This is a genomic window from Rhodoferax lacus (assembly GCF_003415675.1).
Classification (GTDB): domain Bacteria; phylum Pseudomonadota; class Gammaproteobacteria; order Burkholderiales; family Burkholderiaceae_C; genus Allorhodoferax; species Allorhodoferax lacus.
In genome coordinates, this window is record NZ_QFZK01000002.1 from 26,650 (window position 1) to 39,627 (window position 12,978).

Below are 12,978 nucleotides of genomic sequence, written 5' to 3' on the forward strand. Positions count from 1 at the left end.
TTTTTTTGGGAAAAATTTATATGAACATCAAGAAGGCATCCGCCAATCCCAGGCAGCCGGTGCGCGTATCACCGCATGGAAATTTCAATTTTGACGAGCTGCCGGACACTGGCTTCATGCGACAGCCAAAAGTTCTGGAGGTCGTTCCGTTCTCTTCAGCTACTTTGTGGCGCCATTGCAAAAATGGCCAATTCCCAAAGCCGGTGAAGTTGTCGGAACGTGTGACCGCATGGAACGTAGGCCTGATCCGCCAATGGCTGTTGGCCCAAGCTGACAAGGGCGAGGCAGTGTAATGGCACGCAAAAATAGCAACGGGTTGGATGGTACAAACATCCAACCCGCCGAGACTCACTCAAAAACCAAGAACATAAAGTTTAGCAGCAAGTCAACCGCCACGGAAGCCCAGCACGCTCGCATCCTTGAAGCCTTGCGCACTGGGGCAAAGACGAGCTATGACCTCCGTTGCCTTGGCTGCTACCAAGCACCGGCACGGATCAAGGAGTTGCGTGACAAGTTTGGCTTCAACATAGAAACCGAGCTGGTTACGCTGTACGACCATGATGGCTACATGCATCCGCGTGCTGCCCGCTACACGTTGATAGACGGGCCAGGTGATGCATGAGTAAGCACGCAAAACCAATGCGCGACCCACGCGGCCACAGCCTGCGCATCTACGACGACGTGTACGACAGTCACGCATTTGCAGCCCTATCTCCCCACGACGTACTGGCATACCTGGCACTGCTGCGCGAATTGAAGGGCTTCAACAATGGCGACCTCTCGTTGCCGCTCACCCGTGCGAAGAAGTGCGGTATCAACCACCACGTCACATTGGCACGAAGTCTGCGCGCCCTCTGCGCTGTTGGGTTGGTGTCCATCACACAAAAGGGTGGCTGCACTCGTGGCGGGCAGCGGAAGCCGACCTTGTACCGAGTCACTGACCGCGAGTGCTTCGAGATCCCCGCCAAGCTGCTGGACGCCACTAAAGAGACCAACGAGTGGCAGCGCATCACCAGTGTCCAGCAGGCGGTGGATCTGATTGCAGCGGCCGAGCTTGCTGTGAAAAAGGAGCCTGAAGAAAAAAATAGCCCAGGACACGACGTGACAGCCACCGTGTCACGGGGTGTCCTAGTCGGCTCAAAAACCAGGACATGGTGTGACACCTGGAATGGTGGACCAGGACACGGCGTGACTATGGCAATAAAGGGCTCAAACCCAATGGCCATGCGGGTTGCGACAGGGTTTTTGCAGGAAGAGGAAAAAGCAATCCATAGGACACCGCATGTACCACCTTTATATGTTGCCATCCCTACACCTGCTTATCGCTGCACAGGCCACCACAACAGACACCGCTGGCTAACCCAAGGACAGCTTGGCTTCCTGGTCAGTCTGACCTCCACACACCAATCCATTACCCATTAAGAGGCCGAAACATGAAACCACTTTCGCATGCCGAGTTCAAAGCCGAGATGAACACCGATGACAAAGGCACGCTCATCACCATCACCCAGACAGAAGGCTACTTCGAGCCCATGGAGGTATCTCTGCACCCTTGGCAGCTCCGGGCCATCCTGAATCACTTTAGTGTGCTTGGCGCTGACAAGGAGGCCGAAAAGAAGATCGCCGAGCTTGAGCGCCGGATGGGAATGGTGCGAGACCGCATCAACACCCTTCACGACTACCTGTGCAACAATTCCGACCACAGGCATGCCGACCTTACATGGGAGGTGACCTACGCAACGGCGACACTGGACCTTGCGGATGAGTACTGTCACGACTTGGATAGCGCGCTGATTGAAGCTGTTGAAGCGTCAGGTCAGAAAGTAACGGTGGCACCATGAAGAGCCCTTGCTCTCTCTGCGGTGGTACTTCTGACGTCACACCCTGTGGTGTTGGTCACTTGTGCCAGGAGTGTGCAGAATCAAATCGGGTGGGGCGTGACTCGACCACCAAGCGGGCCAAGCTTCTGCAAAAGGCGCTCTCCGGGAAGGCCAACATGGCGCGCATCACTGCAAATGGCGGAACGGTTTCCGACATTGAAGCCTATGCCGTAGAGTCGGCGGCACTGCTGTCCATGGATGAAACCCAGGGAGGCATCCTGGTGGGCGCAGGAGGCGAAGCAATGTCCCAGGATGACCCGGGGTTGCTCGACACCATGAAAACGCCTGGAGTGGCCGCTATGGATGCTTCCCGGGACCGCCTACGGTTGGTGTCCCAGGTAGGCGTCGACTGTGCGGCGTCAGCCTTGGACGCGTCCGACTCCATTCAAGCTGCCAACAGTTTGGAGCGCATGTTGAGTCATCAACTGGCTGTCTGCCACACCACCGCGATGAACTACGTGGCGAAGGCCAATCTGCAGCAAGACCCACAAAACTCAGTTCGCATGATGAACCTTGGGATTAGAGCCATGGAGACCTTCCAGCGCGGGCTGATGACGGTAAAGCGCATGCGTGGCTCAGGCGAGCAGCGGATCACCATTCAGCACGTCAACGTCACAGGCGGGGGGCAGGCGGTCATTGGCCAGGTTCAGCCCCGTGGTGGTGCTGGAGAGAAATGATGGAAAACCCCATGAAGCCCATTTGTGGCGCACATGCCAGAACAACCGGTAACCCCTGCCAAAAGCAGCCTCTCGACAACGGCCGTTGCAGGCTGCACGGCGGGTTGAGTACCGGAAGGCCTCCAACCCATGGCTTCTATACCAAGGAGGCCATAGCCAATCGGGCCAGGTTGCGCGACTTGATCAAGGGCATCAACGCAATGATTTGCAAATGAGTTCAAGAAATTCCATCCGGCCAAAACCAACATCCAACAGCAATGTCTGGACCACTATAAATTGAACAAATCGGAATACTCAATGAAAAATGGATTGACGCCCGCCGCCCGCCAGATCCGTTTCAATCAACAGGCAAAATCACCCGTTTGGGGGATATCGATTGCCGCAGGTAACGCTCATACTAGAAGAAAAACAAGTAAGCATATTGGACACAAGAAGCGACGAACATTTAAATTTTATGTTTGTCACATTTGTGCTCCTCCTGATGATCTAGTCACTTTAAATAAAGCTTAAACCCATGAAGATTGCCTGCGAAAAAAATATTGTAAAGTGGTTGCTCATTCTTGGGAGTCTAATAGTCTTCAGTGTTCAAGCAAGAGAATTATTCGATGATGGGAAAAAGCCAACTTTAACTCAGGGGCAATCCATTTTATCCGATGACACCATTGGAGGATATCCAATTTATGTTGGTGGCGAAATCTGGCGGTTTGAGGATGCAACGCTGTCTGGCTCAACAGGAAGCGCTGACAGTATTCCATTAGGGCTGTTCCGAATGAGACTTTCCGGGAATGGTTCATTGACCGCATATCAAGGTGTTCAGGCCAACCTGCGATCGAACAGCTCTAGTCATTGGAGCGGCTCTCCTTGTAGTGGCGGGCATCTTTACATGCGGAACAAAGCTCGTGGAAAAAATGATAATTGCCTGACGATAGACGCTGTTTCAACCCAGATTGGATCGCAGTATAGAACACTTATAAATGTACACGTAACCGAAACAGGATCTAGCGGAAAATACTACTCTGCAATTGTGTCTTTTGATGCAGAGAGTTTTGGGTTTCCTGGGTCGACAGTTATTGAATGGAATAAGAATGGTCTGCAAGACGATAAAAAGAGAGCTACTGCTTTTTCTAAAATTACTGCATGGGCTGAAAAATATCAAGATGCAGCGGAAACTTTGATGGATTACAACTACTCAAAAGATGCATTCGCAAACGTGCCAACCATCAGCGCTTTGATGGCAAACTTTGGACCTCAAAGCGACATAAAGCCGCAATCTATTTCTAATGCGGAAGATACTTATGTGTATTGCAAGAGCACCAAAAAAGTGATTGTTGAAGGCTCAGAAAAATGCCCGCCTTCCGATGAGAAGAAAGACACTGGAGGGAAGTCTGTGGAGCAACGCATGCAAGACCTAAAGAGGTTGTTTGACAGCGGCCTAATTGACAAAGAGCTATATCAAAAAAAGCAGGAAGATATCCTTAAGTTGCTGTGATCTTCGCCGGGGGACTTTCGGCATCTTGTCCTTGAACTGAAGGACATGGTTGTCACTTGGATCTGTGGAGGTTCAGTACCGTTGCTGGACATCTGTCAACCTGTTCCCCGCAGAGATGCCATCCATATCCTGATGCTCTGGCTTCAAGGTTTGACTATGGCGCCCAACCTTTTTGCCTGAGGCCGGAAGCTGTTGAGCCAGTCCGTTGCACCTTCCGCAACGCACATTGAGGCCTTACTGGTGGCTTTAGCTTGAGTTCTTGCTGACGCGTTGGCAAGTTGCCAAGGTCGTGGCGAGGAAAGCGGGGGTAGTACGTAGAAAGAAGGGGCGCAACATGGACGAGAAAAAGTATGGGTGGGGCGGTACAAAATTGACTCTTGAGCAGCTAAGGGACGTTGATCCTATGGCCGCGAGTGATATCGAAAATAGGCCAGAACGACCGATTCAAACCAAGTCTGAGAAAAATTTTTCCGACGGATTGTTGGTATGGATGGGAGTTTGCATTGGAGGTCTAGCAGTATTTTTTTGTTGAAGTTTTTTCGTTGATGGAGTGACTGTAGAACCTACAGGGCTGGTAGCAGTCTAAACAAGACACTAAGCGCGGCATCAGTGCACAGCTAGTCCGTTGCCTAACCGTTCGATTCCTGTATTCATTGAAATGGGTTACAGTCGTTTCACATCCTGAGCTGGACTGACGTCCGCACCAACCTGCCCCCGGGGCAAGGTGGTCTGCCAAAAGCAATGTGGCCCAACGGGGCAACCAAGCCGAACAACGTCAACCCTCTCATGAGGGTTTTTTCATTTCTGGGCCTGGTTGGGCCTGCGTTGTGCGCGAATCGACCGGGGGGATTTGTTCCAGCTTGTGGCCCCCGACACATTGTCAAAGCCACTAAAGAGGAGATTGAAATGAACCAAGTTCGCCGGTCCGCCGCCGAGTCAGCTGTGCAGAATTGCAGCACACCCACCCATCCGGTAAGTGCAACCTCACGAGCGACTCTTTTTGACAATGGCGACTTCGCATACTTCGCCGATGTCACCCCGGTGTGTGAACCTGTTGGCGGCTACTGCTTGAAAATCTCCAGTCGCTTGAACTCTGCCAAAGACGCTGATGCTGAGCAGGTTCACTTCAAGGCATGCCTGGATAGCCACGGCTTGAAGGCTCTTGCGCACCTCATCACAGTTGGAACGGAGCAGGGCCATGGCAAATGATCGGCCCCTTCTTCTATGACCCACTGATGAGCCTGGATGATGTTGACTCATTCTCGAAGTCGGCATCCAAGCCACGCAGGTTCATGGAGCTGATGGATCACCACTACCGGACATCTCCTCGCGCGCTGGTCGTGCCGGTCACTCAGGCGGATCTCTACCGTGTCCATGACAAACACTTCGTTGACGGTGTGTTTGGTGGATCTGTCCAGAACGGCTTCCACAACTTCGACCAGCGTGTGCCGCAGGCCTGCTTGTGGACCTGTGGTGCGATGGTATCGGCCGCCCTGCATGCACCCTACCGGCAGATGCCTGTGTGCGTCCCTGCATCCGGCTTTCACCACGCCGGCTACGACTTCGCAGAAGGCTACTGCACCTTCAATGGATTGACACTGGCGGCCGATGCATTCGTCCAGGCCAACCCGGGCGCCAAGGTGGCCATCCTGGACCTGGACTTCCACTTTGGCAACGGCACGGATCACATCTTGACCAGCCTGCCAGAGCTGCAGCGCAATGTCCTGCACCTGACCAGCGGCTTGTACTTCCACCCAGAGGATGACCCTGACGAGTTCTTCCTGTGGTTGGAAGAGTGCGTCGAGGAGATCAACGCCTTCAAGCCGGATCTGCTTCTGTACCAGGCTGGCGCAGACATGCACAAGGATGACCCGCTTGGCGGCATCCTGGACAACGCGCAGATGGAACAGCGCGACCTGACCGTCTTTCGCAAGCTGCTGTACCCCACGGTATGGAACCTGGCCGGCGGATACCAGCCGGGTGACGACATGCACAGCAACCCAGTGCTGCAACTCCACCGCATGACGGTCGGAGCCTCAAACAAATCTGGCGCTGCCAGGATGAAGATCAAGGAAAGGGACAGGCCATGAGCACGGACAAGTTTGGTCCTGACAGCAATTCGAACGAAATATCAAGTCCGCCGCCACCTTGGTTGGAGAGGCGTCTGACGGCCTTGGACGAAGCGTTGCGCGCCTCTGGCCATACTTTGACGGTGACGGAGCCGTCGGATGCTACCGAATTAACAGTGACGTTTCCCCAGGGCCGTCGACCACGGCCAAAAGCGGCAGACTGGCGCGCTGCGTACAGCCGGGCCCACTACGACTTTGAAGCGAATGAGCAGACCTATGTACTGCGGGTGGGAGAGAAAGGTCAGGCCGTGGCGGATCTTCTACAGTGTCTTAATGCGTCCGGTGCGGCCTTCATTTCTGCCCACAACCCAGCAAGCCTGCAGCTCGGTCCAGTCCACAACAGGATGGCGGACAGAGCACTTAAGCGCGACTTGAAGGGCTCTGGTGCCTTGGTGTTCCCTGGCAACGGCGGAGACCCTGCGGGAGCCTGGCCAACAGAACCAAGTCTGATGGTGGTTGGCATGGATAGGAGCCAGGCCGAGAGGTTGGCCAAACGTTATGGGCAATACGCCATGTTGTGGATCGACGCCAACGGCTTGGTCACCTTGGTTGAGCTCACGGACCTGGACAAGGCGATCCGCTACCCATTGAAAGTGCCACCATTCTCCTGGGTTGAGCTGGGATTTAACTGGGGTGATGAGTTTGCTACCCTGCGCCTCACGCCGTCCGAATGGCTACGCATCCTTCAAGGCAATGACTTCAGCAAGACGAGCCGGTCGGGCTATGACGGCCGGAGGTTTATCCTGACCTGGGATTTCTCCAAGGGAACGGGCCTATATGTCAACTATGGACGCGATGGTGGCACCGCCTACGATGGCAAGCTTGTCGGTGTATCGATCACACTGGAGGCATTGGCTTGCTGACATCTGCTTTGAACTCACCCGCCAGGCTGGGGCATGTTGAGATCATGATGTCCGGTGGCCAGACGGGCGTCGACCGTGCGGCACTGGATTTCGCTATTGAGAGCAAACTACCTCACGCTGGATGGTGCCCCAGGGGTCGCATTGCCATTGACGGAGTTTTGCCAGCCAGATACCAACTGCGAGAGACAGAGTCGGATGGCTACCGCCAACGTACAAGGCTCAATGTTCAAGATAGCCAGGCGACCTTGCTGTTGAATGTGGGTGCACTGGACGGCGGCACATTGCAGACCCTGAAATTCACGCAAACAATGGTGCGCCCGTGCCTGGTTGTTCAGATGGACATTGCCGACATCGCCAATGCGGCCATTGATATCCAGCGCTGGCTTGAACCCCATCAGATCAAGACTTTGAATATTGCCGGCCCCAGGGAGGAGAAGCGGCCAGGAATCTACGCAATGACGTTTTTGCTTCTTCGGCATTTGCGTGAGCTCCCTCCGAATAGGAATTTATGGACCTAGTCACGGTAATATCTCGCTGGCGCTGGGCCAACAGTTCTTTTTGTACTACAGTAAAGCGAGCGTTCGGCATCGATGGGTTGCAGCCGTTACCATTCCACGAATGGGAGCAAAGATAACCAGAGACGAGTTCGTGGCAAGGTGTATTGCCAAGCACGGCAACACCTACGAATATTCGACAGTTGAGTACACCGATAGCAAAACGCCGGTGCAAATCAGTTGCCCCACACATGGCCCTTTTATGCAGGCCCCCGGCAACCACTTGGCTGGGAAGGGTTGCCGAAAATGCGCCTCGGAAGCCGCTGGCGATCGATATCGCAAATCCAGTGATAGTTTCGTGGAACAGGCCCACAAAGTACACGGCGACCTTTACGATTACTCTGACGTGAATTACAGGACTGCCCGTCTTAAAGTGTCCATTCAGTGCAACGTGCACGGACCGTTTGACCAAGTTCCGTATGTGCACCTGAAGGGTGCTGGTTGCCCATCGTGCGGTAATGCCTCGAAGGGGCAATCCAATCGCACAACGCAGTCGCAGTTCATCGAACAGGCTCGGGAGAAGTATGGACTGAAGTTTGATTACCAGGCCGCCCAGTACGTTGATGCATGGACGCCTGTGGTAATTGGCTGTCCAGTCCACGGGGTGTTTGCTCAGGCCCCGGTGATGCACCTCCGTAAGTCTTCCTATGGCTGCCCTCAATGTGCCAATGAGGATGCGACGAATCGGGGGCGAGGCCCAAGAGCTGCCAGACCACAGGATCGAATTGGCACTGCCGCATTTATTGAGCGTGGCGCCATCGTGCACGCAGGCAAGTACGACTATTCGCTGGTCGACTACCTGACCTCAAAGGACAAGGTTGCAATCATTTGCCCCATTCACGGTGAGTTCATGCAAGACGCGAATGGTCACCTATCTGGCAGCGGGTGCCCCAAATGCGGCAATGAAACGATTGCTTCCAAACAAAGGCAGTCGGTAGATGCGTTCATCGCAAAATCAAAGGCAGTGCATGGGGACAAATACGACTACTCAAAGGTGACATATAAGACAGCCAGGCTTCCAGTAACGATCATTTGCCCAGTACACGGTGAGTATGAGCAGGTCCCTGGCCGTCACGTGAAGAGCGGCTGCCGAAAATGTGCCGACGATGATCTGCCCGGCGCCTATTCGTTCAAGGTGCTTTCCCGCGACCGGGCTCTAGCCGAGCGGCCTGCGGTCCTGTACTACCTGCACTTTGAGTCAGAAAGCGGTGAGAGCTTCTACAAGATCGGCATCACCCTGAAATCCATCAAGCAGCGGTTTGCGGGGTATGGGGCCGCCGGCTATAAGTTCAAGGTGCTGGGTGAAAAGAAGCTCACTCTGATAGAGGCTTTCAAGGCTGAGCAGACCCTGGTGGGGGCTCACGTAAAGGCCCATCATTACAGTCCGCTCCGGGGGAACAGGGAACGCACCACCAAATTCGGGGGCAGAAAAGAATGCTTCAGTGTGGCACTTCCTGCGAATCTGATGGAACTGTTTAGACAATGACGACTGTTCCCCGCACCATAAAAGCCGTCACTGGTGAAGACCTAGGCGCCATGTCGGACCCAAAGTTGGCCACGTGGCAGTCAGGGTGGGATGCGTACACGGCGAATGGTATTCTGGCCAGCAGGGAATGGGACCGTCGTCAGGCGGTCCGGCTGATGCAAGAACAGTTTGACCTAGACCAGAGGCTCATGAATGCCAATGTAGCCGCTATGCAAAGTGCGGCAATACTGTCGGTCCTAGGAGCATTACTGTGTGTAGTGCTGGGCGCTTATCTCACCAAGATGTTTGGGTAGCTCTAATCGCCGTGTCGCAAAACAATCACATCGGGACACATCGATAAATGACGGTACTTTTGACGGTATTTTCATAATAGGAGTTCAAAGAACCTAGCATCCATGCGGCCTACAGCCAGGTTTGTGATTCCTGTTGTTGGACCATGTGCACTGGCCAAGCCCTCAATCTGCGGGGCATAACAGTCAGTGGCGCTCGGGCAACGCAAAGTTCCCAAAAATCGCGTTACTAGGGTAAACCCTTAAAACCTCCGTTAGACTTGGGCCATGCTCGATTCCTCATCCGTTGGTTTTGTCGCCGCCGTCTCCACCACCTTGTCCTTTGTGCCACAGGTGGTGCAGAGCTACCGCTCGCGGGATGTGTCCGGAATTTCCTTGGGCATGTATTCATTCTTCACCTTCGGGGTGGCCCTCTGGCTGGTGTACGGGCTGATGACGCGTGACTGGCCGGTCATCGTTGCCAACGCGCTGACCCTGGTGCTGGCGCTGAGCATCCTGGCCCTGAAGATGGCCTCCCTCAAGAAGGAAGCTTCGAAAAAGCCGCTGGCAGGCTAAGCCAGCTACCTATTTGGTCAGGTGCCGCATGGCCTCTTCCAGGCCTTTGAGGGTGAGTGGGAACATGTGCTGGTGGACGAGTTGCTGTACCAGCGCAATGCTCTGGCGGTATTGCCAGACGCCCTGCGGCTCGGGGTTGATCCAGGCGAACTTTGGGAAGGCGCTGGTCAGGCGGCCAATCCACTCGGCACCAGCCTCGGGGTTGTTGTATTCCACACTGCCACCGGGCTGCAGGATCTCGTAAGGGCTCATGGTGGCGTCGCCCACAAAGATCAGCTTGTAGTCCTTGTTGTATTTGCGCAGGATGTCCCAGGTGTCGAACTTCTCGGCAAAGCGGCGCCGGTTGTTCTTCCACATGAAGTCGTAGGGGCAGTTGTGGAAGTAATAAAACTCCAGGTGCTTGAACTCGGTCTTGGTGGCGCTGAACAGCTCTTCCACGCGGGCAATGTGCTCGTCCATGGTGCCGCCCACGTCCATGAGCAGCAGCACCTTCACATTGTTGTGGCGCTCGGGCCGCATCTTGATGTCTAGGTAACCGGCGTTCTCGGCGGTCTTGCTGATGGTCTCGTCCAGGTCCAGCTCTTCCACATGGCCCTCGCGGGCGAACTTGCGCAGGCGGCGCAGCGCCACCTTGATGTTGCGCGTGCCCAGCTCCTGCGTGTCGTCATAGTCCTTGTAGGCGCGCTGGTCCCAGACTTTGACGGCGCTCTTGTTGCGGTTCTTGTCCTGGCCTATGCGTATGCCCTGCGGGTTCTGGCCATAGGCGCCAAAGGGCGATGTGCCGCCCGTGCCTATCCATTTGCTGCCGCCCTCGTGGCGCTCGTTCTGTTCTTCCAGGCGCTTCTTCAAGGTCTCCATCAACTCGTCCCAGCCCATCTTCTCGATCTTGGCCAGTTCTTCGGGGCTGAGGTTGAGCTCCAGGTTCTTGCGCAACCACTCCAGCGGCAGCTCCTGGGTGAAGTCGGTAACCAGCTCCACCCCCTTGAAGTAGGCGGCAAAGGCGCGGTCGAACTTGTCGTAGTGCTTTTCGTCCTTTACCAGCGCGGTGCGGCTGAGGTAGTAGAAGTCATCCACCTGGTAGCCCGTGCCTTCTTCGTCAGTGCCCGGCGTGGCATGGCGCGGGCCCACCACGCCTTTTTGCAAGGCTTCCAGCAGCACCAGGTACTCCTTGACGGAGACCGGCAGCTTGGCTGCGCGCAGGGTGTAGAAGAAGTCGAGCAGCATGGCGTTGTGCTGGGTGGGCCTTTGCAGGTCCTAGCCGCGCGGCTTATTCAGCGAATGCAGCAGCTGCGCCTTCACCTCGGGCCACTCGCCCGCGCGCAGGCTGTACATCACGGTGTCGCGAATGGTGCCGTCGCGGCGCAGGGCATGGCCGCGCAGCACGCCGTCCTTTTTTGCACCCAGACGCTCGATGGCGGCCTGTGAGGCGAAGTTGAAATTGTCGGTGCGCCAGCCCACGACATGGCAGCCCAGAGTTTCAAAGGCGTGGGTCATCAGCAGCAGCTTGCAGGTGGTGTTGACGTGGCTGCGCTGCACGCTTTTGGCATACCAGGTCCAGCCGATTTCCACCCGCTTGAGGGCGGGCACGATGTCGTGGTAGCTGCTGCTGCCAATCACCCGGCCGGTGGCGGCTTCCACCGCCACCCAGGCAAAGCGGTTGCCGGCCTCGCGCATGGCCAGCGCGTCTTCGATGTACTTGCGGGTCTGCTCGGGCTCGGGCACCGAGGTGACGCGGATGTTCCAGAGTTCGCCATCGGCGGCGGCGGCGCGCAAGCCCGCCTCGTGTTCCAGAGACATGGGGCGCAGCTCGACGCCGCGGTCTGCCAGGGTGACGGGTTCTACAAATACCATGGGGTGTTCTATTCCTTTGGGTTGTTGTTGCCTGTGGCGCGGGAGCGCCAGCGGCGTGCCAGTTGCAGCCCCGCGCCGCCGCCCAGGCCGACCAGCACAATGCCGCCGATGCTGGCGTTGCCGTAGCCCGGGGCAAAGATGTCCAGGCCCAGCAGGCGGCCGATCCAGAAGCCCAACAGGGCGCCACCGACAAAGCCGATGGCATCGGAGAGGCCTTCGATCCACAGATTGCTTTTCATGGGGTGCGGGCCTTTAGCGGTTGTTGCGCTGCATGAACATCAGCTTTTCAAACAGGGTGACGTCCTGCTCATTCTTCAGCAGGGCACCGATGAGCGGTGGCATGCTGGTCTTGTCGTCCTTGGCATGCAGGGCTTCCAGGGGGATGTCTTCGGCCAGCAGGAGCTTGAGCCAGTCCAGCAGCTCGCTGGTGGAGGGTTTCTTCTTCAGACCTGGCAGTCCGCGGATTTCGAAGAAGGTCTTCATGGCGGCGTTCAGCAGCTCGGCCTTCAGGCCGGGGAAGTGCACATCCACAATGCTTTGCATGGTGAGGGCGTCAGGGAACTTGATGTAGTGGAAGAAGCAGCGGCGCAGAAAGGCGTCGGGCAGCTCCTTCTCGTTGTTGGAGGTGATGAACACCAGGGGCCGGTGTTTGGCGCGTATCAGTTCGCGCGTCTCGTAGCAGTAGAACTCCATGCGGTCGATTTCGCGCAGCAAGTCGTTGGGGAATTCGATGTCGGCCTTGTCGATCTCGTCAATCAGCAACGCCACCTGCCGGTCTGCGGTGAAGGCCTGCCACAGCACGCCTTTGACAATGTAGTTGTGGATGTTCTTGACGCGCTCGCCGCCATCAATGTCCGAGAGCTGCGAGTCCCGCAGGCGGCTGACCGCATCGTACTCATACAGACCCTGCTGCGCCTTGGTGGTGGATTTGATGTGCCATTGCAGCAGCGGCATGTCCAGCGCCTGTGCCACCTCTTCGGCCAGCATGGTCTTGCCGGTGCCCGGCTCGCCCTTGACCAGCAAGGGGCGCTGCAGGGTGATGGCCGCGTTCACGGACAGTTTCAGGTCTTGCGTTGCGACGTAATTTGGGGAACCTTGGAACTTCATAACGATGTACGTGGCATTAGGGTTGATCAGGATCAATGACTGCGCAGGTAGCAGGGGTAGACCGATATAATGCGCCAGTCAATTTATACCAATCACT

The 12,978-nt window shown here is 55.9% G+C and carries 17 protein-coding genes and 1 riboswitch; of the genes, 13 read left to right on the plus strand and 4 right to left on the minus strand.

The annotated features are described in order from the left end of the window. Positions 1-20 precede the first annotated feature (20 nt). The 13 genes from DIC66_RS03685 (at position 21) to DIC66_RS03750 (ending at position 9,923) form a co-directional block, all read left to right on the plus strand. Entirely contained in the window at positions 21-293 is a 273-nt protein-coding gene (locus DIC66_RS03685) for a helix-turn-helix transcriptional regulator (protein ID WP_117175066.1), read from the plus strand. Then, positions 293-622, plus strand: coding sequence for a helix-turn-helix domain-containing protein (locus tag DIC66_RS03690; RefSeq protein ID WP_117174206.1), 330 nt, complete (start codon positions 293-295; stop codon positions 620-622). The genes DIC66_RS03685 and DIC66_RS03690 overlap by 1 nt, the downstream gene beginning before the upstream one ends. Before the next feature lie 17 nt (positions 623-639). Beyond that, complete coding sequence (locus tag DIC66_RS03695; protein ID WP_117174208.1) at positions 640-1,422, plus strand: hypothetical protein; 783 nt, start codon at positions 640-642, stop codon at positions 1,420-1,422. A gap of 11 nt (positions 1,423-1,433) precedes the next feature. Then, entirely contained in the window at positions 1,434-1,841 is a 408-nt protein-coding gene (locus tag DIC66_RS03700) for a hypothetical protein (RefSeq protein WP_117174210.1), read from the plus strand. Positions 1,842-1,996: 155 nt separating this feature from the next. Beyond that, complete coding sequence (locus tag DIC66_RS03705; RefSeq protein WP_147321228.1) at positions 1,997-2,557, plus strand: hypothetical protein; 561 nt, start codon at positions 1,997-1,999, stop codon at positions 2,555-2,557. An 11-nt stretch (positions 2,558-2,568) separates the two neighbouring features. After that, positions 2,569-2,772 carry an HGGxSTG domain-containing protein gene (locus DIC66_RS23565; protein ID WP_275405210.1) on the plus strand — a complete coding sequence of 68 codons (204 nt, stop codon included), beginning with the start codon at positions 2,569-2,571 and terminating at the stop codon, positions 2,770-2,772. Positions 2,773-3,071: 299 nt separating this feature from the next. After that, the gene (locus DIC66_RS22840; RefSeq protein ID WP_147321229.1) at positions 3,072-4,046 is read left to right on the plus strand and encodes an SHOCT domain-containing protein; all 975 of its coding nucleotides are present in this window, start codon (positions 3,072-3,074) and stop codon (positions 4,044-4,046) included. Positions 4,047-4,717: 671 nt separating this feature from the next. Further along, positions 4,718-4,820: riboswitch (SAM-I-IV-variant riboswitch) on the plus strand. Positions 4,821-4,952: 132 nt separating this feature from the next. After that, positions 4,953-5,255 (plus strand): hypothetical protein, encoded by a 303-nt coding sequence (locus DIC66_RS22845; RefSeq protein ID WP_147321230.1) that lies wholly within the window; start codon positions 4,953-4,955, stop codon positions 5,253-5,255. Next, positions 5,252-6,136, plus strand: coding sequence for an arginase family protein (locus DIC66_RS03725; RefSeq protein WP_117174219.1), 885 nt, complete (start codon positions 5,252-5,254; stop codon positions 6,134-6,136). Before DIC66_RS22845 ends, DIC66_RS03725 begins: the two co-directional genes overlap by 4 nt. Beyond that, positions 6,133-7,038, plus strand: coding sequence for a DUF3293 domain-containing protein (locus DIC66_RS03730; protein WP_117174221.1), 906 nt, complete (start codon positions 6,133-6,135; stop codon positions 7,036-7,038). The genes DIC66_RS03725 and DIC66_RS03730 overlap by 4 nt, the downstream gene beginning before the upstream one ends. Then, a complete protein-coding gene (locus tag DIC66_RS03735; RefSeq protein WP_233505773.1) occupies positions 7,032-7,556 on the plus strand; it encodes a putative molybdenum carrier protein in 525 nt (174 codons plus the stop codon). The genes DIC66_RS03730 and DIC66_RS03735 overlap by 7 nt, the downstream gene beginning before the upstream one ends. A 40-nt stretch (positions 7,557-7,596) precedes the next feature. Further along, a complete protein-coding gene (locus DIC66_RS03740) occupies positions 7,597-9,078 on the plus strand; it encodes a DUF723 domain-containing protein (RefSeq protein WP_147321231.1) in 1,482 nt (493 codons plus the stop codon). Between the two features lie 557 nt (positions 9,079-9,635). Continuing rightward, positions 9,636-9,923: a SemiSWEET transporter gene (locus tag DIC66_RS03750; protein ID WP_117174229.1), complete on the plus strand. Its 288-nt coding sequence runs from the start codon at positions 9,636-9,638 to the stop codon at positions 9,921-9,923. A gap of 9 nt (positions 9,924-9,932) precedes the next feature. On the opposite strand, the gene DIC66_RS03755 is transcribed toward DIC66_RS03750, so the two are convergent. Genes DIC66_RS03755 through DIC66_RS03770 form a run of 4 tightly spaced genes read right to left on the minus strand, consistent with a single transcriptional unit; the run spans position 9,933 to position 12,881 of the window. Continuing rightward, positions 9,933-11,147 carry a vWA domain-containing protein gene (locus DIC66_RS03755; RefSeq protein ID WP_117174231.1) on the minus strand — a complete coding sequence of 405 codons (1,215 nt, stop codon included), beginning with the start codon at positions 11,145-11,147 and terminating at the stop codon, positions 9,933-9,935. A gap of 30 nt (positions 11,148-11,177) precedes the next feature. After that, positions 11,178-11,774 (minus strand): GNAT family N-acetyltransferase, encoded by a 597-nt coding sequence (locus tag DIC66_RS03760; RefSeq protein ID WP_117174233.1) that lies wholly within the window; start codon positions 11,772-11,774, stop codon positions 11,178-11,180. A gap of 8 nt (positions 11,775-11,782) precedes the next feature. Beyond that, a complete protein-coding gene (locus DIC66_RS03765) occupies positions 11,783-12,013 on the minus strand; it encodes a hypothetical protein (protein WP_117174235.1) in 231 nt (76 codons plus the stop codon). A gap of 13 nt (positions 12,014-12,026) precedes the next feature. After that, positions 12,027-12,881, minus strand: a complete 855-nt coding sequence (locus tag DIC66_RS03770) for an AAA family ATPase (protein ID WP_117174237.1) — start codon at positions 12,879-12,881, stop codon at positions 12,027-12,029. Positions 12,882-12,978: the final 97 nt, after the last annotated feature.